This window comes from Pseudomonas sp. NPDC077186, from assembly GCF_044543505.1.
In the GTDB taxonomy this organism is placed as follows: domain Bacteria; phylum Pseudomonadota; class Gammaproteobacteria; order Pseudomonadales; family Pseudomonadaceae; genus Aquipseudomonas.
In genome coordinates, this window is sequence record NZ_JBITWE010000003.1 from 555,559 (window position 1) to 577,038 (window position 21,480).

Below are 21,480 nucleotides of genomic sequence, written 5' to 3' on the forward strand. Positions count from 1 at the left end.
GAGGCAAATAATGGCAGCAGATACCGCTTCGGGTTACATCCAGCACCACCTGACGAACCTGACCTTCGGTCAGCATCCGGTGAATGGCTGGAGTTTCGCCCACTCCGCAAAGGAAGCCCAGGAAATGGGTTTCTGGGCCTTCCACGTCGACACCCTGGCGGTGTCGGTGGTGCTTGGCCTGATCTTCATTCTTCTGTTCCGCCTGGCGGCGAGGAAAGCGACCTCCGGGCAACCGGGCGGCCTGCAGAACTTCGTCGAAGTGCTGGTGGAGTTCGTCGACGGCAGCGTCAAGGACACCTTCCACGGGCGTAACCCGCTGATCGCCCCGCTGGCCCTGACCATCTTCGTCTGGGTCTTCTTGATGAACTTCATGGACCTGATCCCGGTCGACTGGCTGCCGATGCTGGCCGCTACCATCGCCGGCGATCCGCACCTGTACTTCCGCGTGGTACCGACCACCGACCCGAACGCCACCCTGGGCCTGGCCCTGTCGGTGTTCGCTCTGATCCTGTTCTACAGCGTCAAGGTCAAAGGCATCGGCGGCTTCCTCGGCGAACTGACCCTGCACCCGTTCAGCAGCAAGAACATCGCCGTGAAGATTCTGCTGGTGCCGGTGAACTTCCTGCTCGAGTTCGTCACCCTGATCGCCAAGCCGGTGTCCCTGGCCCTGCGTCTGTTCGGCAACCTGTATGCCGGCGAACTGATCTTCATCCTGATCGCCATCATGTACAGCGGCGGCCTGCTGCTCGGCGGTCTGGGCGGTGTGCTGCAGCTGGCCTGGGCCATCTTCCACATCCTGATCATCGTGCTGCAAGCGTTCATCTTCATGATGCTGACCATCGTCTACCTGTCGATGGCCCACGAAGATAACCACTAAGCCGTAACAAGTTCCGCGGCGTCGCCCCAGGCGGCGCCTGCCAGGACAAACCCCGCGGCCACGGCCTCGGGGCCGCTGTAAACAAACGATTTCGCTTTACCGCTTCAACAAAAACCTTAACCAATACGACTGTAAGTCGGGAGGAAAAATGGAAACTGTAGTTGGTTTGACCGCTATCGCCGTTGCACTGCTGATCGGCCTGGGTGCCCTGGGTACCGCCATCGGTTTCGGTCTGCTGGGTGGCAAGTTCCTGGAAGGCGCCGCGCGTCAGCCGGAAATGGTTCCGATGCTGCAAGTGAAAATGTTCATCGTCGCCGGTCTGCTCGACGCCGTGACCATGATTGGTGTTGGTATCGCACTGTTCTTCACCTTCGCGAACCCCTTCGTTGGTCAAATCGCAGGCTGATTCACTCGCTTTCGAGTGAATTGGTGTGACGGACAACGAACGAGCGAGGTGTTGGCGTGAACATTAATGCAACCCTGATTGGCCAGTCCGTTGCCTTCTTCATCTTCGTGCTGTTCTGCATGAAGTTCGTATGGCCTCCGGTCATTACGGCTCTGCAGGAACGCCAGAAGAAGATCGCAGACGGCTTGGACGCTGCCAACCGCGCGGCTCGTGATCTGGAGCTGGCCCACGAGAAAGTGGCCCAGCAACTGCGCGACGCCAAAGGTCAGGCTGCCGAAATCATCGAGCAGGCCAAGAAGCGCGCGGCGCAGATCGTCGACGAAGCCCGTGATCAGGCCCGTGGCGAAGCTGACCGTGTGAAGGCTCAGGCTCAGGCCGAGATCGAACAGGAAATCAACGGCATCAAAGACGCCCTGCGCGCCCAAGTGGGCAGCCTGGCGGTCAGCGGTGCGGAGAAGATCCTGGGCGCATCCATCGACCAAAGCGCGCATGCGGAGCTGGTTAACAAACTGGCAGCCGAAATTTAAGCGAGGGCGCGATCATGGCAGAACTGACCACGCTGGCCCGACCTTACGCTAAGGCTGCCTTCGAGCACGCCCAGGCCCACCAGCAACTGGCCAATTGGTCAGCCATGCTCGGCCTGGCTGCAGCGGTGTCGCTCGACGACACCATGCAGCGCGTGCTCAAGGCCCCGCGTCTGACGAGTACAGAAAAGGCCACCGCCTTCATCGAGGTGTGTGGCGACAAGTTCGACGCCCAGGCACAGAACTTCATCCATGTCGTCGCCGAGAACGACCGTCTGGCCCTGTTGCCGGACATCTTCGCCCAGTTCGAGCTGTACAAGGCCGAGCAGGAGAAGTCGATCGACGTGGATGTCACCAGTGCCTTCGCATTGAGCGATGAACAGCAAGACAAACTCGCCAAGGTTCTCAGTGCACGGCTCGGCCGAGAAGTGCGTCTGCACGCCGCGGAAGATGCCACCTTGATCGGTGGTGTACTGATCCGCGCCGGCGACCTGGTTATCGATGGCTCAGTTCGCGGCAAACTCGCGAAGCTGGCCGAAGCATTGAAATCTTGAGTTTGAAGGGGCAGCAGAGCTATGCAGCAACTCAATCCTTCCGAAATTAGTGAAATCATCAAGGGGCGCATCGAGAAACTCGACGTCGCCTCCCAAGCCCGCAACGAAGGCACCATCGTGTCCGTCTCCGACGGCATCGTGCGCATTCACGGTCTCGCCGACGTCATGTACGGCGAAATGATCGAGTTCCCGGGCGGCGTCTACGGTATGGCGCTGAACCTGGAGCAAGACTCCGTCGGCGCCGTCGTGCTGGGTGCTTACACCAGCCTGGCCGAAGGCATGAGCGCCAAGTGCACCGGCCGCATCCTGGAAGTCCCGGTTGGTCCGGAACTGCTGGGCCGCGTGGTCGATGCCCTGGGCAACCCGATCGACGGCAAAGGCCCGATCAACGCTCAAGCCACCGACGCCGTCGAGAAAGTCGCTCCGGGCGTGATCTGGCGTAAGTCGGTCGACCAGCCGGTACAGACCGGCTACAAGTCGGTCGACGCCATGATCCCGGTCGGCCGTGGCCAGCGCGAGCTGATCATCGGCGACCGTCAGATCGGCAAGACCGCCCTGGCCGTCGACGCCATCATCAACCAGAAGAACAGCGGCATCCGCTGCGTCTACGTGGCCATCGGTCAGAAGCAATCGACCATCGCCAACGTGGTGCGCAAGCTGGAAGAAGCCGGCGCCCTGGCCAACACCATCGTGGTGGCGGCTTCGGCTTCGGAATCGGCGGCCCTGCAGTTCCTCGCGCCGTACGCCGGTTGCACCATGGGCGAATACTTCCGCGACCGCGGTGAAGACGCCCTGATCGTGTACGACGACCTGTCCAAGCAGGCCGTGGCCTACCGTCAGATCTCCCTGCTGCTGCGCCGTCCGCCGGGCCGCGAAGCCTACCCGGGCGACGTGTTCTATCTCCACAGCCGTCTGCTGGAGCGCGCTTCCCGCGTTTCCGAAGAGTACGTCGAGAAGTTCACCAATGGCGCCGTGACTGGCAAGACCGGTTCGCTGACCGCTCTGCCGATCATCGAAACCCAGGCTGGCGACGTTTCCGCGTTCGTTCCGACCAACGTGATCTCGATCACCGACGGTCAGATCTTCCTGGAATCGGCCATGTTCAACTCGGGTATCCGTCCGGCCGTCAACGCCGGTATCTCGGTATCCCGTGTCGGTGGTGCCGCGCAGACCAAGATCATCAAGAAGCTCTCCGGTGGTATCCGTACCGCCCTGGCTCAGTACCGTGAACTGGCGGCCTTCGCCCAGTTCGCCTCTGACCTGGACGAAGCCACCCGCAAGCAGCTCGAGCACGGTCAGCGTGTCACCGAACTGATGAAGCAGAAGCAGTACGCGCCCATGTCGATCGCCGACATGTCCGTATCGCTGTACGCTGCCGAGCGCGGCTTCCTGACCGACGTGGAAGTGAACAAAGTTGGCGCCTTCGAAGCGGCCCTGCTGGGCTACTTCAACCGTGAGCTGGCCGATCTGATGGCCAAGATCAACGTGAAAGGTGACTTCAACGACGAAATCGACGCCGCCATCAAGGCTGGTATCGAGAAGTTCAAGGCCACCCAAACCTGGTAAGCCGCAGCGGGCGTCGCGAGACGCCCGCCTGCTAACCCGATAGGTGTCAAATGGCAGGCGCAAAAGAGATTCGCAGCAAGATTGCGAGCATCAAAAGCACGCAGAAGATCACCAGCGCCATGGAAAAGGTGGCGGTCAGCAAGATGCGCAAGGCACAACAGCGCATGGCAGCTAGCCGTCCCTACGCGGAGCGTATCCGCCAGGTGATTGGTCATCTGGCCAACGCCAACCCGGAATACCGCCATCCCTTCATGGTCGAGCGCGAAGTCAAGCGTGCCGGTTATGTGGTGGTGAGCAGTGACCGCGGTCTGTGCGGTGGTCTGAACACCAACCTGTTCAAGGCCCTGGTCAGGGACATGGCGAAAGATCGCGAGCAAGGCGTGGAGATCGATCTCTGCGTGATTGGCTCCAAGGGCGCGGCATTCTTCCGCAACTTTGGTGGCAATGTCGTCGCTGCGATCAGCCACCTCGGCGAGGAACCGTCGATCAACGACCTGATCGGTAGCGTCAAGGTCATGCTCGATGCCTACCTCGAAGGGCGTATCGACCGTCTGTCCGTGGTCTCGAACAAGTTCATCAACACCATGACGCAGAAGCCGACGGTGGAACAGCTGATTCCGCTGGTGGCCGATCCGGATCAAGAGCTCAAGCATCACTGGGACTATCTGTACGAGCCCGATGCCAAGGAGCTGCTCGACGGTCTGATGGTTCGCTACGTCGAATCGCAGGTGTACCAGGCGGTGGTCGAGAACAACGCGGCCGAGCAGGCTGCGCGGATGATCGCGATGAAGAACGCCACCGACAACGCCGGTGAACTGATCAGCGATTTGCAGCTGATCTACAACAAGGCGCGTCAGGCAGCGATCACCCAAGAGATTTCGGAAATCGTCGGCGGCGCTGCCGCGGTTTAAGAACGGTTCAAATATTCAGAGGAACCAAAGATGAGTAGCGGACGTATCGTTCAAATCATCGGCGCCGTTATCGACGTGGAATTCCCGCGTGATCAGGTGCCAGCCGTATACGAGGCGCTGAAAGTAGTCGGCGCCGAAACCACCCTGGAAGTCCAGCAGCAGCTGGGCGACGGCGTGGTGCGTTCCATTGCGATGGGTTCGACCGAAGGCCTCAAGCGTGGCCTGGACGTCACCCGCACCCACAAGGCCATCTCGGTACCGGTCGGTAAAGCGACCCTGGGCCGGATCATGGACGTGCTGGGCAACCCGATCGACGAAGCCGGCCCGATTGGCGAAGAAGAGCAGTGGGAAATCCACCGCGCTGCGCCGAGCTATGCCGAGCAAGCCGGCGGCAACGAGCTGCTGGAAACCGGCATCAAGGTAATCGACCTGGTCTGCCCGTTCGCCAAGGGCGGTAAGGTCGGTCTGTTCGGTGGCGCCGGCGTCGGCAAGACCGTGAACATGATGGAACTGATCCGTAACATCGCCATCGAGCACAGCGGTTACTCCGTGTTCGCCGGTGTGGGCGAGCGTACCCGTGAGGGTAACGACTTCTACCACGAGATGAAGGACTCCAACGTTCTCGACAAGGTAGCCCTGGTTTACGGTCAGATGAACGAGCCGCCAGGCAACCGTCTGCGCGTGGCGCTGACCGGCCTGACCATGGCCGAGAAGTTCCGTGACGAAGGTCGCGACGTACTGCTGTTCGTCGACAACATCTACCGTTACACCCTGGCCGGTACCGAAGTATCCGCACTGCTCGGCCGTATGCCGTCGGCAGTAGGTTACCAGCCGACCCTGGCCGAAGAGATGGGCGTTCTGCAGGAGCGCATCACCTCCACCAAGAAAGGCTCGATCACCTCGATCCAGGCCGTCTACGTTCCCGCGGACGACCTGACCGACCCGAGCCCGGCGACCACCTTCGCCCACTTGGACGCCACCGTGGTACTGTCCCGTGACATCGCTTCGCTGGGTATCTACCCGGCCGTTGACCCGCTGGACTCCACCAGCCGTCAGCTGGACCCGAACGTCATCGGCAACGAACACTACGAGACCGCTCGTGGCGTTCAGTACGTGCTGCAGCGTTACAAGGAACTGAAGGACATCATCGCCATCCTCGGTATGGACGAGCTGTCCGAGTCGGACAAGCAGCTGGTATCGCGCGCTCGTAAGATCCAGCGCTTCCTGTCCCAGCCGTTCTTCGTGGCCGAAGTCTTCACCGGTTCGCCGGGCAAGTACGTGTCCCTCAAGGACACCATCGCCGGCTTCAGCGGCATTCTCAAGGGCGACTACGACCACCTGCCGGAACAAGCGTTCTACATGGTTGGCGGCATCGAAGAAGCCATCGAGAAGGCGAAGAAACTGTAATCACCCCATGCGCCCGGCGACGGGCGCATCAGGTTGTGGATAAACTTGTCCACAACCTGTCACGTGAGGCAAGCGTATGGCTATGACAGTCCATTGCGATATCGTCAGCGCGGAAGCGGAGATCTTCTCCGGCCTGGTCGAGATGGTGATTGCGCACGGCAACCTGGGTGATCTGGGTATCGCCCCGGGCCACGCGCCGCTGATCACCGATCTGAAGCCGGGTCCGATCCGCCTGATCAAGCAGGGCGGCGAGGTCGAGGTGTTCTACATCTCCGGTGGCTTCCTCGAAGTGCAGCCGAACATGGTCAAGGTTCTCGCCGACACCGTGCAGCGTGCTGCCGACATCGACGAAGCCGCCGCCCAGGAGGCCCTCAAGGCCGCCGAGAAGGCCCTGCACCAGCAGGGCGCGGAATTCGACTACGGTTCCGCCGCTTCTCACCTGGCCGAGGTCGCGGCCCAGCTGCGTACCGTCCAGCAGCTGCGCAAGAAGTTCGGCGGCTGACGCCGGCGGCTTCAACCGCGTTGGGAGAAAGGGTAGCCTTGGCTACCCTTTTTCTTTGTCCACAGATTTTGTGTAGGGTGCGCCGTGCGCACCAACCAACAGTACGAAGCCCGCTGGTGCGCATGGCGCACCCTACCTCGTAGCCGTTTAACCCCGGGCCGGTTCCCGGGTCGTTCAGGATCCGCTCTTATGTCGCTCGATATCGTTATCCTCGCCGCCGGTCAGGGCACGCGCATGCGCTCCGCCCTGCCCAAGGTCCTGCATCCGGTCGCCGGCCAGTCCATGCTCGGCCACGTCATCGCCACCGCTCGCCAACTGCAGCCGCAAGGCATCCACATGGTGATCGGCCATGGCGCCGAGCGGGTACGCGAGCGCCTGGCCGCCGACGACCTCAATTTCGTCCTGCAGGCCGAGCAGCTCGGCACCGGCCACGCCGTGGCCCAGGCGCTGCCGGCGTTGAGTGCCGAGCGCGTGCTGATCCTCTACGGCGACGTGCCGCTGATCGAAGCCGAGACCCTGCAGCGCCTGCTGGCCAAGGTCGGCGACGAGCAACTGGCGCTGCTCACCGTCGACCTGGTCGATCCCACCGGCTACGGCCGTATCGTCCGCGACGCGGCAGGCGTGGTGCAGGCCATCGTCGAGCACAAGGACGCCACCCCCGAGCAGCGGCAGATCTGCGAGGGCAACACCGGCATCCTCGCGGTGCCCGGCAAGCGTCTGGGCGACTGGCTCGGCCGCCTGTCCAACAGCAACGCGCAGGGCGAGTACTACCTCACCGACGTGATCGCCATGGCCGTGGCCGACGGCCTGCTGGTGGCCACCGAGCAGCCGCAGGACGCCATGGAAGTGCAGGGCGCCAACGACCGCATCCAGCTCGCCGAGCTGGAGCGCCACTACCAGCAGCGCGCCGCGCGCCGCCTGATGGCCCAGGGCGTGACCCTGCGCGACCCGGCGCGTTTCGACCTGCGTGGCGAGGTGACGGTGGGCCGCGACGTGCTGATCGACGTCAACGTGATTCTCGAAGGCAAGGTGCTGATCGAAGACGAGGTACAGATTGGCCCGAACTGCGTGATCAGGGACTCGGTGCTGCGCAAGGGCGCCATCGTCAAGGCCAACAGCCACCTGGAAGGCGCCGAGCTGGGCGAGGGCGCCGACTGCGGCCCGTTCGCCCGCCTGCGTCCCGGCGCCAAGCTGGGCGCTAAGGCCCATGTCGGCAACTTCGTCGAGCTGAAGAACGCCGTGCTTGGCGAAGGCGCCAAGGCCGGCCACCTGAGCTACCTGGGCGACGCCGAGATCGGCGCGCGCAGCAATATCGGCGCCGGCACCATCACCTGCAACTACGACGGCGCCAACAAGTTCCGCACGGTGATGGGCGAGGACGTGTTTATCGGTTCCAACAGCGCCCTGGTAGCGCCGGTCAATCTGGGCGACCGCGCGACCACCGGCGCCGGTTCGGTGATCACCAGCGACGTGCCGGCCGACAGCCTGGCCGTCGGCCGCGCCAAGCAGCGCAATATCGAAGGCTGGAAGCGGCCGACCAAGAAGAGTTGAAGGAGCCGGCAAGGATGCCACTACGCAAACGCTGGATAGTGCCCGGGCTGCTGCTGCTCTGGGCCTTGCTGCCGGAATGGCCGCGGATTCCGGTGGACGGCGCCAGCGCCCGCGACTGGAACCCGCAGACCTTCTGGTTCGAACCCTGGGGCCGCTCCGGTGTGCACAAGGGCATCGACATCTTCGCCAGGCGCGGCACGCCGGTGCGCTCCAGCAGCTACGGCCTGGTGCTGTTTCGCGGCGAGATCGAGCAGGGCGGCAAGGTGGTCGTCGCCCTGGGGCCGAAGTGGCGCCTGCACTATTACGCCCACCTGCACCGCATCGAGGTCTACCCGGGCCAGCCGCTGCTGGCCGGCAGCGTGCTGGGCGCGGTCGGCGACAGCGGCAACGCCCGCGGCAAACCGGCGCATCTGCACTACTCGGTCGTCAGCCTGCTGCCGTTGCCCTGGCGCGCGGACGGCTCGACCCAGGGCTGGAAGAAGATGTTCTACCTCGACCCCAACGCGATCCTGCCGACCCGTTGAGCGAGCGGGCCGGGCAGGGCGCCGTCTGGTTTGGCGCCCCTTGGCGGACAAGCCTGCGACTTGGCCGCCCTACGTCGATTGGCGCTTGACTGGAAAGCTTCGTTAGGTTTTGATTCGCGCCATTATCTTTCGGATCGAAACTTAAGTATGTCGAAGCGCAATACGCCGCAACGTCGCCATACCATCCTCGCCTTGCTCGCCGAGCAGGGCGAGGTGTCGGTGGACGCCCTGGCGCAGCACTTCGCCACCTCGGAAGTGACCATCCGCAAGGACCTCGCCGCGCTGGAGAAGAATGGCCTGCTGCTGCGCCGCTACGGCGGTGCCGTGCCGCTACCGCAGGAACTGATCGGCGAGCCGACGCAACCGCTTTCCCCGCACAAGCAGGCCATCGCCCGTGCCGGCGTGGCGCGCATCCGCGAGCACGCGCGGATCATCATCGACAGCGGCACCACCACCGCGGCGATGATCCCCCAGCTCGGCCACCGGCCCGGCCTGGTGGTGATGACCAACTCGCTGAACGTGGCCAACGCCCTGCGCGAACTGGAGCACGAGCCGGTGCTGCTGATGACCGGCGGCACCTGGGACCCGCACTCGGAATCCTTCCAGGGCCAGGTGGCCGAGCAGGTGCTGCGTTCCTACGACTTCGACCAGCTGTTTATCGGCGCCGACGGCATCGACCTGGAGCGCGGCACCACCACCTTCAACGAGCTGCTCGGTCTGTCGCGGGTGATGGCCGAGGTGGCCCGCGAGGTCATCGTCATGGTCGAGAGCGACAAGATCGGCCGGCGTATCCCCAATCTCGAGCTGCCCTGGGGCAGCGTGCATACCCTGATCACCGATTCGCGCCTCGACGATGAGGCCCGGGAACAACTTATCGCGCGAGGTATCCAGCTGATCCTCGCGCCGCTGGAAACTTGAGGAGACAAGCATGTGTGGAATCGTCGGCGCCATCGCGGAGCGCAATATCACCCCTGTTCTGGTGGAAGGCCTCAAGCGCCTGGAATACCGCGGCTATGACAGCGCCGGGGTGGCGCTGCTGACCGAGCAGGGCGCACTGGATCGCCGCCGCCGGGTGGGCAAGGTCAGCGAACTGCAGGCCGCGCTGCAGGCCGAGCCGCTGGCCGGGCGTCTGGGCATCGCCCACACCCGCTGGGCCACCCATGGCGCGCCGAGCGAGCGCAACGCCCACCCGCACTTCTCCGGTGACGAGCTGGCGGTGGTGCACAACGGCATCATCGAAAACCACGAGGAGCTGCGCGAGCGCCTCAAGGGCCTGGGCTACCTGTTCAGCTCCGATACCGACACCGAAACCATCGTCCACCTGCTCGAGCACAAGCTGCAGCAGCTCGGCGACCTCACCGCCGCGCTCAAGGCCGCCATCCCCGAGCTGCACGGCGCCTACGGCCTGGCCGTGATCAGCGCCAAGCAGCCGGATCGTCTGCTCGCCGCCCGCAGCGGCAGCCCGCTGGTGATCGGCCTGGGGCTCGGCGAGAACTTCCTCGCCTCCGACCAGTTGGCGCTGCGTCAGGTCACCGACCGCTTTATCTACCTGGAAGAGGGCGACGTCGCCGAGATTCGCCGCGACAGCGTGCAGCTGTGGGACGCCGCCGGCCAGCCGGTGCAGCGCGAGGCGGTGCAGTACCACGAAGGCGCCGAGGCCGCCGACAAGGGCGAGTATCGCCACTTTATGCTCAAGGAAATCCACGAGCAGCCCAAGGTGGTGCAGCGCACGCTGGAAGGCCGCCTGGGCAGCGATCAGGTGCTGGTACAGGCCTTCGGCCCGCAGGCCGCCGAGCTGTTCGCCAAGGTCAGGAACGTACAGATCGTCGCCTGCGGCACCAGCTACCACGCCGGCATGGTCGCCCGTTACTGGCTGGAAGAGCTGGCCGGGATTCCCTGCCAGGTCGAAGTGGCCAGCGAATTCCGCTACCGCAAGGTGGTGGTGCAGCCGGATACCCTGTTCGTCAGCGTGTCGCAGTCCGGCGAGACCGCTGACACCCTGGCGGCGCTGCGCAACGCCAAGGAGAAGGCACCGGGGCAGGGCGGCTACCTGGCCAGCCTGGTGATCTGCAACGTCGGCACCAGCTCGCTGGTGCGCGAATCCGACCTGTGCCTGCTGACCCAGGCCGGCCCGGAAATCGGCGTGGCCTCGACCAAGGCCTTCACCACCCAGCTGGTTGGCCTGATGCTGCTGACCCTGGCCCTCGGCCAGGTGCACGGCAACCTGGACAAGGCGCTGACCGCCGAATTGGTGGAAGAGCTGCGCCGCCTGCCGACCCGTCTGGGCGAGGCGCTGGCCATGGACAAGACAGTCGAGAAGATCTCCGAGCTATTCGCCGAGAAGCACCACAGCCTGTTCCTCGGCCGCGGCGCGCAGTACCCGGTGGCCATGGAAGGGGCGCTCAAGCTCAAGGAAATCTCCTATATCCACGCCGAGGCCTACCCGGCCGGCGAGCTCAAGCACGGGCCGCTGGCCCTGGTCGACGCCGACATGCCGGTGGTCACCGTGGCGCCGAACAACGAGCTGCTGGAAAAGCTCAAGTCCAACCTGCAGGAAGTGCGCGCCCGCGGCGGCGAGCTGATCGTCTTCGCCGACCAGCAGGCCGGCATGCGCAACGGCGAGGGCACCCACGTGGTGGCCATGCCGCATATCCACGACCTGCTCGCGCCGATCCTCTACACCGTGCCGCTGCAGCTGCTGTCCTACTACGTCGCCGTGCTCAAGGGCACCGACGTCGACCAGCCGCGCAACCTGGCCAAGAGCGTGACGGTCGAGTGACGCGCGACGACGTCAGGCAAAGGTTGGCCGATGGCGCGGTGTTCGACACCCAGGTCATCGCCAACCCGGCCAACCCCCGCGAGTGGATCCTGTTGTTCAGGAAGGAAGGCGGACGCAGTTTCTTCCTGGTCGACGCCGCCGAGCAGGTGGAGTCCTTCGCCAGCCTGGATGCCCTGATACTCGAACTGCGCGGCCTGGGTATCAAGCGGGTGGAGGTACAGCTCTGAGCAGTTGCTCACAGTTGGCGTGGATCGTCTTGTGGAGATCCTTTTGATACCTGGCCAAGGCCCCGATAGACAGGGCCTTCCAGCCACTTGCACAAGAATTGATCGGCGCTTTGCCACTATCCACAGAGCGCTTGGATAACTCGCCTTCTATCCTGTTGATAAGCGCTTGTAGGCTAGGTATATCAAGGCATCCAGCGGCTTGTACGCTTTCTCGCCAGTGGCTCAGTCTCTGCCGGGACGGTAGAGGTGGCGATGCCCAGCGTCATACAGCGCCGATTCGGCGAAGGCGCCGGGAGCGAGCACGCGGCCGACCAGGATCAGCGCGGTGCGGCGAAAGTCCTTGGCGGCGACCTTGGCCTCGATATCGGCCAGGGTGCCCTGCACCCAGTCCTGATCCGGCCAGCTTGCTCTGTGGATCACCGCGATGGGGCAGTCGGCGCCGTAGTGCGGCAGCAGGTCGGCCACTATGGCCGGCAGCTGACGCACGCCGAGATGGATGGCCAGGGTCGCGCGGTGCCGCGCCAGGTCGTGCAACTGCTCGCCCTCGGGCATCGGCGAGGTGCTGCCGTAGCGGGTGAGGATCAGGGTCTGGGCGACGCCCGGCAGGGTCAGCTCGCTTTCCAGCAAGGCGGCGCAAGCGGCGGTGGCGGTGACGCCGGGGACGATCTCGAAGGGAATGCCGAGGGCACGCAGCTCGCGAATCTGCTCGCCGATGGCGCCGTACAGCGAGGGGTCGCCGGAGTGCACGCGGGCCACGTCCTGGCCGCGTTCGTGCGCCTGGCGCAGCAGCTCGATAATCTCGCTCAGGTGCAATTCGGCGGTGTTGACCACTCGTTCGGCGCTATTGCCCGCAATAACCGCTTCCGGTACCAGCGAGCCGGCGTACAGGATCACCGCGCACGAACGGATCAGGCGCTGGCCCTTGACGGTGATCAGCTCCGGGTCGCCGGGGCCGGCGCCGATAAAGTAGACGGTCATGCTGCGGGTTCTCTGTCGAAAGTGGCCAGCGCACAGGTGGCGTTGGCCGTGCGGTTCTTCTCGCCGAGCAGACGAGGCGTGGCGCCCAGGCGGGCGGCCAGGCTCAGGGCACAGGGCTCGGCCACCGCGGGGCTGCCGGTGACGGACTGCACCAGGGCGCTGCCGCCGGTGGCCGACTGCTGAGGCGCGAGTTCTTTGCTGCTGAAGAACTGCAGCCTCAGCTTCAGCTGCTCGGCCAGTGCCTGCAGTGCCGTCTCCTCGCGCTTGTGGGCGATGCTGGCCAATCCGGCCAGGTTATCCACCGTCAGCTTATGCTGGCTCAGGCTGTGGATAAGCAGGGCTAGCAGCTCGTCCAGGCTGCAGCCACGGCGGCAACCCAGTCCGGCGACGACCTGGAGCGACGAAGCTGAGCGGGGTTCGGAAGGGGGAGGCAACATAAGCGCTGTTCGGGCGGAGTGGCGGCGTAGCTCAACATGACGCTCCCCACCGGTCAACCGCGATTGACCGAGCGCCGCGGCCTGCGTAGCCTTCTCGCGTTCGAGGTTCTGCCCGGCATTGCCGCCGGGAAGCTAAGAGGGAACAGGGTCGATGCCCTGGCTGCCCCCGCAACTGTAAACGGTCGAAATTCCTTCGATACACCACTGCTCAACAGCGGGAAGGTGAAGGATGCACAAGCGTGCAGACCGTGAGCCAGGAGACCTGCCTCGATTGACCAGCCATTTGCTCGGACGGGGTGATCCGACGCGGCCAGCACGCCCCTGCGTGCCCGCCTGCGCGTACCCGTCCGTCGAACTTACCGACGCCACGGGGCCCTTCATGAAAACCCTCGCCAAACTGCCTGTCACCATCGTCACCGGTTTTCTCGGTGCCGGCAAAACCACCTTGCTGCGCCATCTGCTGGCCCACGCCGAAGGCCGCCGTATCGCGGTGATCGTCAACGAGTTCGGCGAGTTGGGCATCGACGGCGAGATCCTCAAGCAGTGCGCCATCGGCTGCAGCGAGGAAGAGGCCATGGGCCGCGTCTTTGAACTGGCCAACGGCTGCCTGTGCTGCACCGTGCAGGAGGAGTTCTTCCCGGTGATGCGCGAGCTGGTGGCGCGGCGTGGCGACCTCGACCATATCCTCATCGAGACCAGCGGCCTGGCCCTGCCCAAGCCGCTGGTGCAGGCCTTCAACTGGCCGGAAATCCGCAACGCCTGCACGGTCGATGCGGTGATCACCGTGGTCGACAGCCCGGCGGTGCTCGCCGGCACCTTCGCCGCCTTCCCCGATCAGGTGGACGCGCAGCGCCAGCTCGACGCCAACCTCGACCACGAATCGCCGCTGCACGAGCTGTTCGCCGACCAGCTGGCCAGCGCCGACCTGGTGATTCTCAACAAGGCCGACCTGCTCGACGCCGAGGCGCTGGCCGCGGTGCGCGCCGAGGTGGCCGAGGAGCTGCCGCCGGCGGTCAAGGTGATCGAGGCGCACGGCGGCGAGCTGCCGCTGGACGTGCTGCTGGGCCTGAACAGCGAAACCGAGCTGCATATCGACAGCCGCCGTACCCATCATGACGATGAGGACGAGGACCACGATCACGAGGAATTTGACGCGTTCCACGTGGAACTACCGCAGGCCGAGGAGGCGCGCCTGCTGACCGCACTGAAGGACGCGGTGGGCAAACACGGCATCCTGCGCGTGAAGGGCTTCGCGGCCATCCCTGGCAAGCCGATGCGCCTGCTGGTGCAGGGTGTGGGCCAGCGCTTCGATCGCCACTTCGACCGCGCCTGGCAGGCCGACGAGCCGCGCCTGAGCCGCCTGGTGCTGATCGGCCAGCAGCTCGACCGCGCGGCCATCGAGGCCGAGCTGAAGGCGGCGCTGGCCTGAGTGATGGTGGGAGGGGCTTTAGCCGCGATTCGGTTCGCGGATAGTCACGGCTAAAGCCCCTCCCACAGAACCAACATGCACCTACTGCGCACCCAGCCCGGCGCCCAACTGCCGGCCGACAGCATCGCCGACCTCGGCCAGACCCCGGCCGAGTTGGTGATCCTCTGCACCGGCGATTCGCACCTCTCCCTGTTGGCCGAAGCCGCCCGGCAACTGCCGGAGGACTACCCCAGCCTGCGCCTGGCCAGCCCGGCACAGCTGAGCAACCACGCCTCGGTGGACCATTACGTCGAGCAGGTGCTGCAGCATGCCAAGGTCATCCTGATCTCGGTGCATGGCGGCGTGAGCTACTGGCGCTACGGCGTTGAACGCCTGGTGGAGCTGGGCGCGCGCGGCGCCAGGGTGATCATGGTGCCGGGCGACGATGCGCCCGACCCGGAACTGAGCGCCCTCGGCAACGTCGATGAAGAAGACAGCCAGCGCCTCTGGCAGTACCTGCGTCAGGGCGGGCTGGACAACGCGCGCCAGCTGTTTCGCTGTATCGGCAGCCGCTGGCTGGGGCGTGACGACAATTGGCAGGAGCCGCAAGCGCTGCCGCGCGTGGGCCTCTATCACCCGCAGTGCAGCCCGGCCTCCCTGGGCGACTGGCGGGCGCAATGGCAGGTCGGTGCCCCCGTGGTGGCGCTGCTGTTCTATCGCAACCATGTGCAATCGGCCAACACCGCCTTCGTCGATACCTTTTGCCAGCATCTGCAGGCCCAGGGCCTTAACCCGCTACCCATTGCCGTGGCCAGCCTCAAGGAGTCGGCCTGCCTAGAGCAGGTGCAGGCCTGGCTGGATGACGCCGACGCCGCGCTGATCATCAATACCACCGGCTTCGCTTTATCCAACCCCGAGGCGCCGCAGGCGCGGGTGTTCCGCCGCGATATCCCGGTGCTGCAGGCCATCTGCGCGCTGGACAACCAGGCGCAGTGGCAGGCCAGCGCCCAGGGCCTGGGCTCGCGTGACCTGGCCATGCACGTGGTGCTGCCCGAGCTGGATGGCCGGCTGATCGGCACCGCCATCAGCTTCAAGGGCCTGGCCTGGCGCAGCGAGCGTAGTCAGAGCGATGTGGCGTGCTACCAGGCGCATGAGCCGGGGATGGCTTATGTCGCGGAACTGGCGCGGAAATGGTGCCAGTTGGCGCTTAAAAGCAACGATCAGAAGCGAATAGGCCTGATCCTGGCCAACTACCCGACTCGCGATGGCCGCATCGGCAACGGCGTCGGTCTGGATACGCCGGCTGCCGCGCTGAATATCCTTCGCGCCCTGCAGGCCCAGGGTTACCCGGTGGATAACCTGCCGGACAGCGGTACCGCACTTGTCCACTGCCTGCTTGGCGGCATTACCAACGATCTCGACGGCCTCGACACACGGCCCTGTGCGCAGAGCCTGGCGCTGGACGACTACCTGACGTTTTTCCACAGTCTGCCTGAGCAGAATCAGCAGGCGGTGCGCGAGCGCTGGGGCGAGCCGCAGGACGATCCCATGTTCCGCAGCGGGCGGATGATGGTCGCCGGCCTGCGCTTCGGCCTGACCTTCGTTGGTATCCAGCCGGCGCGTGGTTATCAGCTCGACCCGGCAGCGGTGTACCACGACCCCGATCTGGTTCCGCCGCACGGCTATATCGTCTTCTACGCCTGGCTGCGCACGGCCTTCGCTGCCGATGCGCTGATCCACGTCGGCAAGCACGGCAACCTGGAATGGCTGCCGGGCAAGAGCGTCGGCCTCTCCGCGGGCTGTTGGCCGCAGGCGCTGCTCGGCCCGCTGCCGAATATCTATCCCTTTATCGTCAACGACCCGGGCGAGGGCGCGCAGGCCAAGCGCCGTACCCAGGCGGTGATCATCGACCACCTGATGCCGCCGCTGACCCGCGCCGAGAGCTACGGCCCGCTGCGCGACCTGGAGCGCCTGGCCGACGAGTATTTCGAGGCCAGCCAGCTCGACCTGCGCCGCGCCGTGGAGCTGCGCGGCGAGATCCTGGCCAAGGTGCGCGAAGCCAGCCTCGACCGCGAGCTTGGCCTGCAACTCAACGACGATGCCGACAGCTGGCTGCCGCAGCTCGACGCCTACCTGTGCGACCTCAAGGAATCGCAGATTCGCGATGGCCTGCATGTGTTTGGCGAGTCGCCGGCCGGGCAACTGCGCCGCGACACCCTGCTGGCGCTGCTGCGCATTCCCCGTGGCGACGGTCAGGGCGCCAATGCCAGCCTGCTGCGCGCGCTGGCCCGTGGTCTGGAATTGGGCCTCGATCCGCTGGACTGCGATATGGGCCAGGCCTGGGCGGGGCTGCGTCCACAGGCGTTGCAGGCTGTGGATAACAGCCTGTGGCGCAGCGTCGGCGATACCCGCGAGCGTCTGGAGCTGCTGGCGCTGCGGCTGATCGAGCGGCGCCTGGCCGGCGAACGTATTGGCGATTTCGGCGCCGAGGTGGCGCTGATCCTCGATGGGCTGGCCGAGCACGTTGCGCCGCTGCTGGATGCCTGCGGCGACGCCGAGATGAGCGGCCTGCTGGCGGCGTTGCAAGGGCGTTTCGTCCCCGCCGGGCCAAGCGGCGCGCCCAGTCGCGGGCGGCTGGATGTACTGCCCACCGGGCGCAACTTCTTCACCCTCGACGTGCGCCACCTGCCCACGCCAACCGCCTGGCGCCTGGGTGTGCAGGCGGCGGATCGCCTGCTGGAGCGCCATCTGCAGGACGAGGGCGACCACCTGCGCCAGCTCGGCCTGTCGGTGTGGGGCACGGCGACCATGCGCACCGGCGGCGACGATATTGCCCAGGCCCTGGCGCTGCTCGGCGTGCGCCCGGTGTGGCAGCCGGGCAGCCAGCGCGTCGAGCGCTTCGAGGTGCTGCCGCTGGAGCAGCTTGGCCGGCCCCGGGTGGACGTCACCCTGCGCGTGTCGGGCTTTTTCCGCGATGCCTTCAGCAACCTGATCCGCCTGTTCGACGAGGCCGTGCAGGCGGTGATCGAGTTGGACGAACCGGAAGACATGAACCCGCTGTCGGCGCGGGTCTGGCGCGAGTCGCTGGCGCTCAAGGACGGCGGCCTGGAGGAAGCCGAAGCGCGCCGCCAGGCCGGCTGGCGGGTGTTCGGCGCCAAGCCGGGGGCCTATGGCGCCGGGCTGCAGAACGCCATCGAGGAGCGCCTGTGGCACAGCCGCGCCGATCTGGCCGAGGTCTACCTCAACTGGGGCGGCTACGCCTACGGCAGCGGCGCCGAGGGTGCGCCGGCGCGCCAGCGCTTCGTCGAGCGCCTGGAGCAGATGCAGGCGGTGCTGCACAACCAGGACAACCGCGAGCACGACATCCTCGATTCCAACGACTACTACCAGTTCCAGGGCGGCATGCTGGCGGCGGTGGAGACCCTGCGCGGGCTCAAGGTGGCCAGCTACTTGGGCGACAACAGCCAGCCGGATACGCCGCGCATTCGCAGCTTGAAGGAAGAACTGGGTCGCGTGGTGCGCGCCCGCGCGGCCAATCCCAAGTGGATCGCGGGCATGAAGCGCCATGGCTACAAGGGCGCCTTCGAGCTGGCCGCGACCATCGACTACCTGTTCGCCTTCGACGCCACCAGCGAACTGGTCGATGACCACCAGTACGGGCTGCTGACCGATGCCTATCTGCTGGACAGGGACACCCGTGACTTTATCCAGCAGCACAACCCCGGTGCGCTCAACGATATCCTCGAACGCCTGCTGGAAGCCCAGCAGCGCGGCCTGTGGGAGAATCCCGGCGATTACCGCGAAGCGCTGGAAAACCTGCTGCTCGATAGCGAGGAGTCATGACGCGACGCATTCCCCTAGGCTGGGTTAGCCGCCTGTTGAAGTTGCCGGCCAACTCGCTGAAGTGGGTGCGGCGTAATCCACCATCGGCGCCACACGCAACATCGCCTGGTGGGTTACGCGGCGCGCCACGTTTTTCTACAGATACAAGGCCGGCGCTCCGCGCCGCTAACCCACCCTACGGTCTTGAGGCGCCGATTGTGGGAGGCGCTTTAGCGGCGACAAGCTCGCGGCTAAAGCCCCTCCCACAAGTGCTGTGCGCGCCCGTTCAACTCCCCGGATCACTGCCATGACCGAACATCACTTCCCCCTCGTCGCCGTGGTCGGCGCCGACTCGCTGAAGCTGGCGCTGTGCCTGGCGGCCATCGACTTAGGCGTAGGCGGCGTGCTGATCGAGGGGCCGCGCGGCATGGCCAAGTCCACCCTGGCCCGTGGCCTGGCTGACCTGCTCGACGGTGGGCGCTTCGTCACCCTGCCGCTGGGCGCCAGCGAGGAGCGCATCGTCGGCACCCTGGACCTGGACGCCGCGCTGGGCGAAGGCCGCGCGCAGTTTTCCCCTGGGCTGCTGGCGCGTGCCGATGGCGGCGTGCTCTATGTCGACGAGGTCAACCTGCTGCCCGATCACCTGATTGACCTGCTACTCGATGCCGCCGCCAGCGGCGTCAACCACGTCGAGCGCGACGGCATCTCGCATCGGCATGCCGCGCGCTTCGTGCTGATCGGCACCATGAACGTCGAGGAGGGCGAGTTGCGCCCGCAACTGCTCGACCGCTTCGGCCTCAACCTGGCCCTCGATGGCCAGCCGCAGCCGGCCGAGCGTGCCGAGATCGTGCGTCGGCGCCTGGCCTTCGATGCCGACCCCGAAGCCTTCCTGCAACGCTGGCAGGATGAGCAGAACGCCCTGGCCGAACGCTGCCGCAATGCCCGCCAGCGCCTGGCCGATATCCCGTTGGATGACGCCGCCCTGGGTGAGATCAGTCAGCGCTGCTTCGCCGCTGGCGTCGATGGCCTGCGCGCCGACCTGGTCTGGCTGCGTGCCGCCCGTGCCCATGCCGCCTGGCGTGGCGGGGCGGCTATCGAGCCTGTGGATATCGATGCGGTGGAGGATTTCGTCCTGCGCCATCGCCGTCGCCAGCCACAACCGCCGGCGGTCACGCCGCCGGAGCAGGGCCAGGTGCCGCAGCAGGCGCAGGAGCACAGCCAGGGCGAAGGTCAGTGGGGCGAGCTGCCGGCGCAGCCGCAGGCCATGGGCGAGCGACGGGTGCCGCCGCGCTGGGCAAAAAAGCCCTGAGCATCCGCCCGCACACAGCCACAGGCGCGGATGCCCGCAACCGGCCCGGACGACTCGGCGGCGGCCTGCGTGGTGCCGCCCGCAGCGGCGCGGCCGGACGTATCGACTGGGCGGCGACCCTGCGCCAAGGCCGGCCGCAACGCCGCGAACAGCTCGTGCTGCGTCCGCGCAGCCAGCAGGCGGAAGAACTCTGGCTGGTGCTGGTGGATGCCTCCGCCTCCACCCGCCGCCACGGCGCCCTGAGTCTGGCCAAGGGCGTGCTCGCCGAAGTGTTCGACAGCGCCTATCGCCAGCGTGCGCGCCTGGCCGTGCTGCAGGCTGGCGGACGTGAAGCGCAATGGCTGTGGCAGGGGCGCAAGGCCGGCGCCGAGCTGCACCGCTGGCTGCAGGATCTGGGCGCGGGGGGCGGCACGCCGCTGCTGGATGCGCTGAATCAGGCGGGTAGCTGGCTGCTGCGTCGCCAGCGCGCGAAACCGGGCGAACGCCAGCGCCTGCTGATCCTCACCGACGGCCGCTTGCGCGACTGGCCGCCGCTGGTGCCCTTGTCATGCCCGACGCTGTTGCTCGACACCGAGCGCGCGCCCATCCGCCTCGGCCGTGGTCGCGAACTGGCGCGCCAACTCGGCGCCGATTACCAGCATATCGACGACCTGAGCCGGCTTGCGGGCGATGATCGCCGGCAAGCCGGCTCCTACGGATCGTTAGCTGTCTGGAGATGCCGATGAAAGAATTGCTGAACAACGGCGAGCGCACGCCGACTTTACTCGGTCGTGGCCGCCAGCCTGGCGACGGCCTTGATCCGCGTAGGAGCCCGCTTGCGGGCGATCCTTGCGCACACCGATCAATCGCCGGCAAGCCGGCTCCTACGGGCCGTTAGCCGCCTGGAGAACCCCATGAAAACCCTGCTGCTGGTCGGCATAGGCGCCGGCGACCCGGACTACATCACCTTCCAGGCGATCAAGGCGCTGCGCCGGGCAGACGTGATCTTCCTGATGGACAAGGGCCCGGCCAAGCACAAGCTCAACGCCCTGCGCCGGGAGATCTGCGCGCGCTTTCTCGATGGCCACGCGCCGCGTTTCGCCGAAGGCCTGCAGCCGCAGCGCGAGCGTGACGCCGCCGACTACCGCGCCAGCGTCGACGAGCTCAACCGCGACAAGCAGGCGGTGTTCGAGCAACTGATCGACGAACAGATGGCCGACGGGGAGACAGCCGCCTTTATGGTCTGGGGCGATCCGTCGCTGTACGACAGCAGCATCCGCATCATTGAGGCCATCGCGACGCGGCGCAGCGATTTCGTCTACGAGGTGATCCCCGGTATCACCAGCCTGCAGGCGCTGACCGCGCGCCACCGCATCCCGCTCAACAGCATCGGCCGCGCCGTGGAAATCACCACCGGCCGCCTGCTCGCCGAAGGCTGGCCGCAGGGCGTGGACAGCGTGGCAGTGATGCTCGACGCCAAGGACAGCTACCGCCGTTTCGTCGGCCAGGGCCTCTCCATATACTGGGGCGCCTATGTCGGCACCGCCGACGAGATCCTGATCGCCGGCCCGCTGGACGAGCTGGCCGAGCGTATCGCCAGCACCCGCGCCGCGGCGCGCGAACGCAATGGCTGGATTATGGATAGCTATCTGCTGAGGAAGGCGGGTCAGGCGGCGGGGTGAGCTTGGCGGTGGTGGACGAGCAAAGCGTTGCCCAGCC

20 protein-coding genes and 1 riboswitch are annotated in these 21,480 nt (G+C 65.8%); of the genes, 18 read left to right on the forward strand and 2 right to left on the reverse strand.

The window, feature by feature from the left end; genetic code table 11:
• Nucleotides 1-10 precede the first annotated feature (10 nt).
• The 13 genes from atpB to ACIGKL_RS14635 all read left to right on the forward strand — a co-directional run bounded on the left by atpB (nt 11) and on the right by ACIGKL_RS14635 (nt 11,828).
• Nucleotides 11-877: a F0F1 ATP synthase subunit A gene (atpB, locus tag ACIGKL_RS14575; protein WP_397487331.1), complete on the forward strand. Its 867-nt coding sequence runs from the start codon at nt 11-13 to the stop codon at nt 875-877.
• A 148-nt stretch (nt 878-1,025) separates the two neighbouring features.
• The gene (atpE, locus tag ACIGKL_RS14580; RefSeq protein ID WP_003097235.1) at nt 1,026-1,283 is read left to right on the forward strand and encodes a F0F1 ATP synthase subunit C; all 258 of its coding nucleotides are present in this window, start codon (nt 1,026-1,028) and stop codon (nt 1,281-1,283) included.
• 56 nt (nt 1,284-1,339) lie between these two features.
• Complete coding sequence (locus ACIGKL_RS14585; RefSeq protein WP_021442428.1) at nt 1,340-1,810, forward strand: F0F1 ATP synthase subunit B; 471 nt, start codon at nt 1,340-1,342, stop codon at nt 1,808-1,810.
• A gap of 14 nt (nt 1,811-1,824) precedes the next feature.
• On the forward strand, nt 1,825-2,361 hold the full coding sequence (locus ACIGKL_RS14590) for a F0F1 ATP synthase subunit delta (protein ID WP_021442427.1): 537 nt from the start codon (nt 1,825-1,827) through the stop codon (nt 2,359-2,361).
• Between the two features lie 21 nt (nt 2,362-2,382).
• Entirely contained in the window at nt 2,383-3,927 is a 1,545-nt protein-coding gene (atpA, locus tag ACIGKL_RS14595; RefSeq protein ID WP_397487332.1) for a F0F1 ATP synthase subunit alpha, read from the forward strand.
• Nucleotides 3,928-3,977: 50 nt separating this feature from the next.
• Nucleotides 3,978-4,838: a F0F1 ATP synthase subunit gamma gene (atpG, locus tag ACIGKL_RS14600; RefSeq protein WP_021442425.1), complete on the forward strand. Its 861-nt coding sequence runs from the start codon at nt 3,978-3,980 to the stop codon at nt 4,836-4,838.
• 30 nt (nt 4,839-4,868) lie between these two features.
• Nucleotides 4,869-6,245, forward strand: coding sequence for a F0F1 ATP synthase subunit beta (atpD, locus tag ACIGKL_RS14605; RefSeq protein WP_021442424.1), 1,377 nt, complete (start codon nt 4,869-4,871; stop codon nt 6,243-6,245).
• 76 nt (nt 6,246-6,321) lie between these two features.
• Nucleotides 6,322-6,747 carry a F0F1 ATP synthase subunit epsilon gene (locus tag ACIGKL_RS14610; protein WP_397487333.1) on the forward strand — a complete coding sequence of 142 codons (426 nt, stop codon included), beginning with the start codon at nt 6,322-6,324 and terminating at the stop codon, nt 6,745-6,747.
• 189 nt (nt 6,748-6,936) lie between these two features.
• The gene (gene glmU / locus ACIGKL_RS14615) at nt 6,937-8,298 is read left to right on the forward strand and encodes a bifunctional UDP-N-acetylglucosamine diphosphorylase/glucosamine-1-phosphate N-acetyltransferase GlmU (RefSeq protein WP_397487334.1); all 1,362 of its coding nucleotides are present in this window, start codon (nt 6,937-6,939) and stop codon (nt 8,296-8,298) included.
• A gap of 14 nt (nt 8,299-8,312) precedes the next feature.
• Nucleotides 8,313-8,822, forward strand: coding sequence for a M23 family metallopeptidase (locus tag ACIGKL_RS14620; protein WP_397487335.1), 510 nt, complete (start codon nt 8,313-8,315; stop codon nt 8,820-8,822).
• Between the two features lie 147 nt (nt 8,823-8,969).
• Nucleotides 8,970-9,740 carry a DeoR/GlpR family DNA-binding transcription regulator gene (locus tag ACIGKL_RS14625; protein WP_397487336.1) on the forward strand — a complete coding sequence of 257 codons (771 nt, stop codon included), beginning with the start codon at nt 8,970-8,972 and terminating at the stop codon, nt 9,738-9,740.
• A 10-nt stretch (nt 9,741-9,750) separates the two neighbouring features.
• Nucleotides 9,751-11,601 (forward strand): glutamine--fructose-6-phosphate transaminase (isomerizing), encoded by a 1,851-nt coding sequence (gene glmS / locus ACIGKL_RS14630; protein WP_397487337.1) that lies wholly within the window; start codon nt 9,751-9,753, stop codon nt 11,599-11,601.
• Nucleotides 11,598-11,828, forward strand: a complete 231-nt coding sequence (locus ACIGKL_RS14635; protein WP_397487338.1) for a hypothetical protein — start codon at nt 11,598-11,600, stop codon at nt 11,826-11,828. Before glmS ends, ACIGKL_RS14635 begins: the two co-directional genes overlap by 4 nt.
• A 222-nt stretch (nt 11,829-12,050) precedes the next feature.
• Here ACIGKL_RS14635 and cobM read toward each other — a convergent pair whose 3' ends face one another.
• Together cobM and ACIGKL_RS14645 are read right to left on the reverse strand one after the other, a co-directional pair.
• Nucleotides 12,051-12,806: a precorrin-4 C(11)-methyltransferase gene (gene cobM, locus ACIGKL_RS14640; RefSeq protein ID WP_397487339.1), complete on the reverse strand. Its 756-nt coding sequence runs from the start codon at nt 12,804-12,806 to the stop codon at nt 12,051-12,053.
• Complete coding sequence (locus ACIGKL_RS14645) at nt 12,803-13,243, reverse strand: cobalamin biosynthesis protein (RefSeq protein WP_397487340.1); 441 nt, start codon at nt 13,241-13,243, stop codon at nt 12,803-12,805. Before ACIGKL_RS14645 ends, cobM begins: the two co-directional genes overlap by 4 nt.
• 86 nt (nt 13,244-13,329) lie before the next feature.
• A riboswitch (cobalamin riboswitch) is annotated at nt 13,330-13,528 on the forward strand.
• Nucleotides 13,529-13,622: 94 nt separating this feature from the next.
• On the opposite strand from ACIGKL_RS14645, the gene cobW reads away from it, so the two are divergent.
• The 5 genes from cobW to cobF all read left to right on the forward strand — a co-directional run bounded on the left by cobW (nt 13,623) and on the right by cobF (nt 21,443).
• Nucleotides 13,623-14,672 (forward strand): cobalamin biosynthesis protein CobW, encoded by a 1,050-nt coding sequence (gene cobW / locus ACIGKL_RS14650; protein ID WP_397487341.1) that lies wholly within the window; start codon nt 13,623-13,625, stop codon nt 14,670-14,672.
• A 75-nt stretch (nt 14,673-14,747) separates the two neighbouring features.
• Nucleotides 14,748-18,494 carry a cobaltochelatase subunit CobN gene (gene cobN / locus ACIGKL_RS14655; protein ID WP_397487342.1) on the forward strand — a complete coding sequence of 1,249 codons (3,747 nt, stop codon included), beginning with the start codon at nt 14,748-14,750 and terminating at the stop codon, nt 18,492-18,494.
• Between the two features lie 286 nt (nt 18,495-18,780).
• On the forward strand, nt 18,781-19,782 hold the full coding sequence (locus ACIGKL_RS14660) for an ATP-binding protein (RefSeq protein ID WP_397487343.1): 1,002 nt from the start codon (nt 18,781-18,783) through the stop codon (nt 19,780-19,782).
• Nucleotides 19,764-20,507, forward strand: coding sequence for a VWA domain-containing protein (locus tag ACIGKL_RS14665; RefSeq protein WP_397487473.1), 744 nt, complete (start codon nt 19,764-19,766; stop codon nt 20,505-20,507). Before ACIGKL_RS14660 ends, ACIGKL_RS14665 begins: the two co-directional genes overlap by 19 nt.
• A 168-nt stretch (nt 20,508-20,675) precedes the next feature.
• The gene (cobF, locus tag ACIGKL_RS14670) at nt 20,676-21,443 is read left to right on the forward strand and encodes a precorrin-6A synthase (deacetylating) (protein ID WP_397487344.1); all 768 of its coding nucleotides are present in this window, start codon (nt 20,676-20,678) and stop codon (nt 21,441-21,443) included.
• Nucleotides 21,444-21,480 lie beyond the last annotated feature (37 nt).

Excerpts from the sequence above, each read along its gene's own strand:
- atpB (WP_397487331.1), top strand. The coding sequence starts at position 11 with ATGGCAGCAGATACCGCTTCGGGTTACATCCAGCACCACCTGACGAAC.
- atpE (WP_003097235.1), top strand. The coding sequence starts at position 1,026 with ATGGAAACTGTAGTTGGTTTGACCGCTATCGCCGTTGCACTGCTGATC.
- ACIGKL_RS14590 (WP_021442427.1), top strand. The coding sequence starts at position 1,825 with ATGGCAGAACTGACCACGCTGGCCCGACCTTACGCTAAGGCTGCCTTC.
- atpA (WP_397487332.1), top strand. The coding sequence starts at position 2,383 with ATGCAGCAACTCAATCCTTCCGAAATTAGTGAAATCATCAAGGGGCGC.
- atpG (WP_021442425.1), top strand. The coding sequence starts at position 3,978 with ATGGCAGGCGCAAAAGAGATTCGCAGCAAGATTGCGAGCATCAAAAGC.
- atpD (WP_021442424.1), top strand. The coding sequence starts at position 4,869 with ATGAGTAGCGGACGTATCGTTCAAATCATCGGCGCCGTTATCGACGTG.
- ACIGKL_RS14610 (WP_397487333.1), top strand. The coding sequence starts at position 6,322 with ATGGCTATGACAGTCCATTGCGATATCGTCAGCGCGGAAGCGGAGATC.
- glmU (WP_397487334.1), top strand. The coding sequence starts at position 6,937 with ATGTCGCTCGATATCGTTATCCTCGCCGCCGGTCAGGGCACGCGCATG.
- ACIGKL_RS14620 (WP_397487335.1), top strand. The coding sequence starts at position 8,313 with ATGCCACTACGCAAACGCTGGATAGTGCCCGGGCTGCTGCTGCTCTGG.
- ACIGKL_RS14625 (WP_397487336.1), top strand. The coding sequence starts at position 8,970 with ATGTCGAAGCGCAATACGCCGCAACGTCGCCATACCATCCTCGCCTTG.
- glmS (WP_397487337.1), top strand. The coding sequence starts at position 9,751 with ATGTGTGGAATCGTCGGCGCCATCGCGGAGCGCAATATCACCCCTGTT.
- cobM (WP_397487339.1), bottom strand. The coding sequence starts at position 12,806 with ATGACCGTCTACTTTATCGGCGCCGGCCCCGGCGACCCGGAGCTGATC.
- ACIGKL_RS14645 (WP_397487340.1), bottom strand. The coding sequence starts at position 13,243 with ATGTTGCCTCCCCCTTCCGAACCCCGCTCAGCTTCGTCGCTCCAGGTC.
- cobW (WP_397487341.1), top strand. The coding sequence starts at position 13,623 with ATGAAAACCCTCGCCAAACTGCCTGTCACCATCGTCACCGGTTTTCTC.
- cobN (WP_397487342.1), top strand. The coding sequence starts at position 14,748 with ATGCACCTACTGCGCACCCAGCCCGGCGCCCAACTGCCGGCCGACAGC.
- ACIGKL_RS14660 (WP_397487343.1), top strand. The coding sequence starts at position 18,781 with ATGACCGAACATCACTTCCCCCTCGTCGCCGTGGTCGGCGCCGACTCG.
- cobF (WP_397487344.1), top strand. The coding sequence starts at position 20,676 with ATGAAAACCCTGCTGCTGGTCGGCATAGGCGCCGGCGACCCGGACTAC.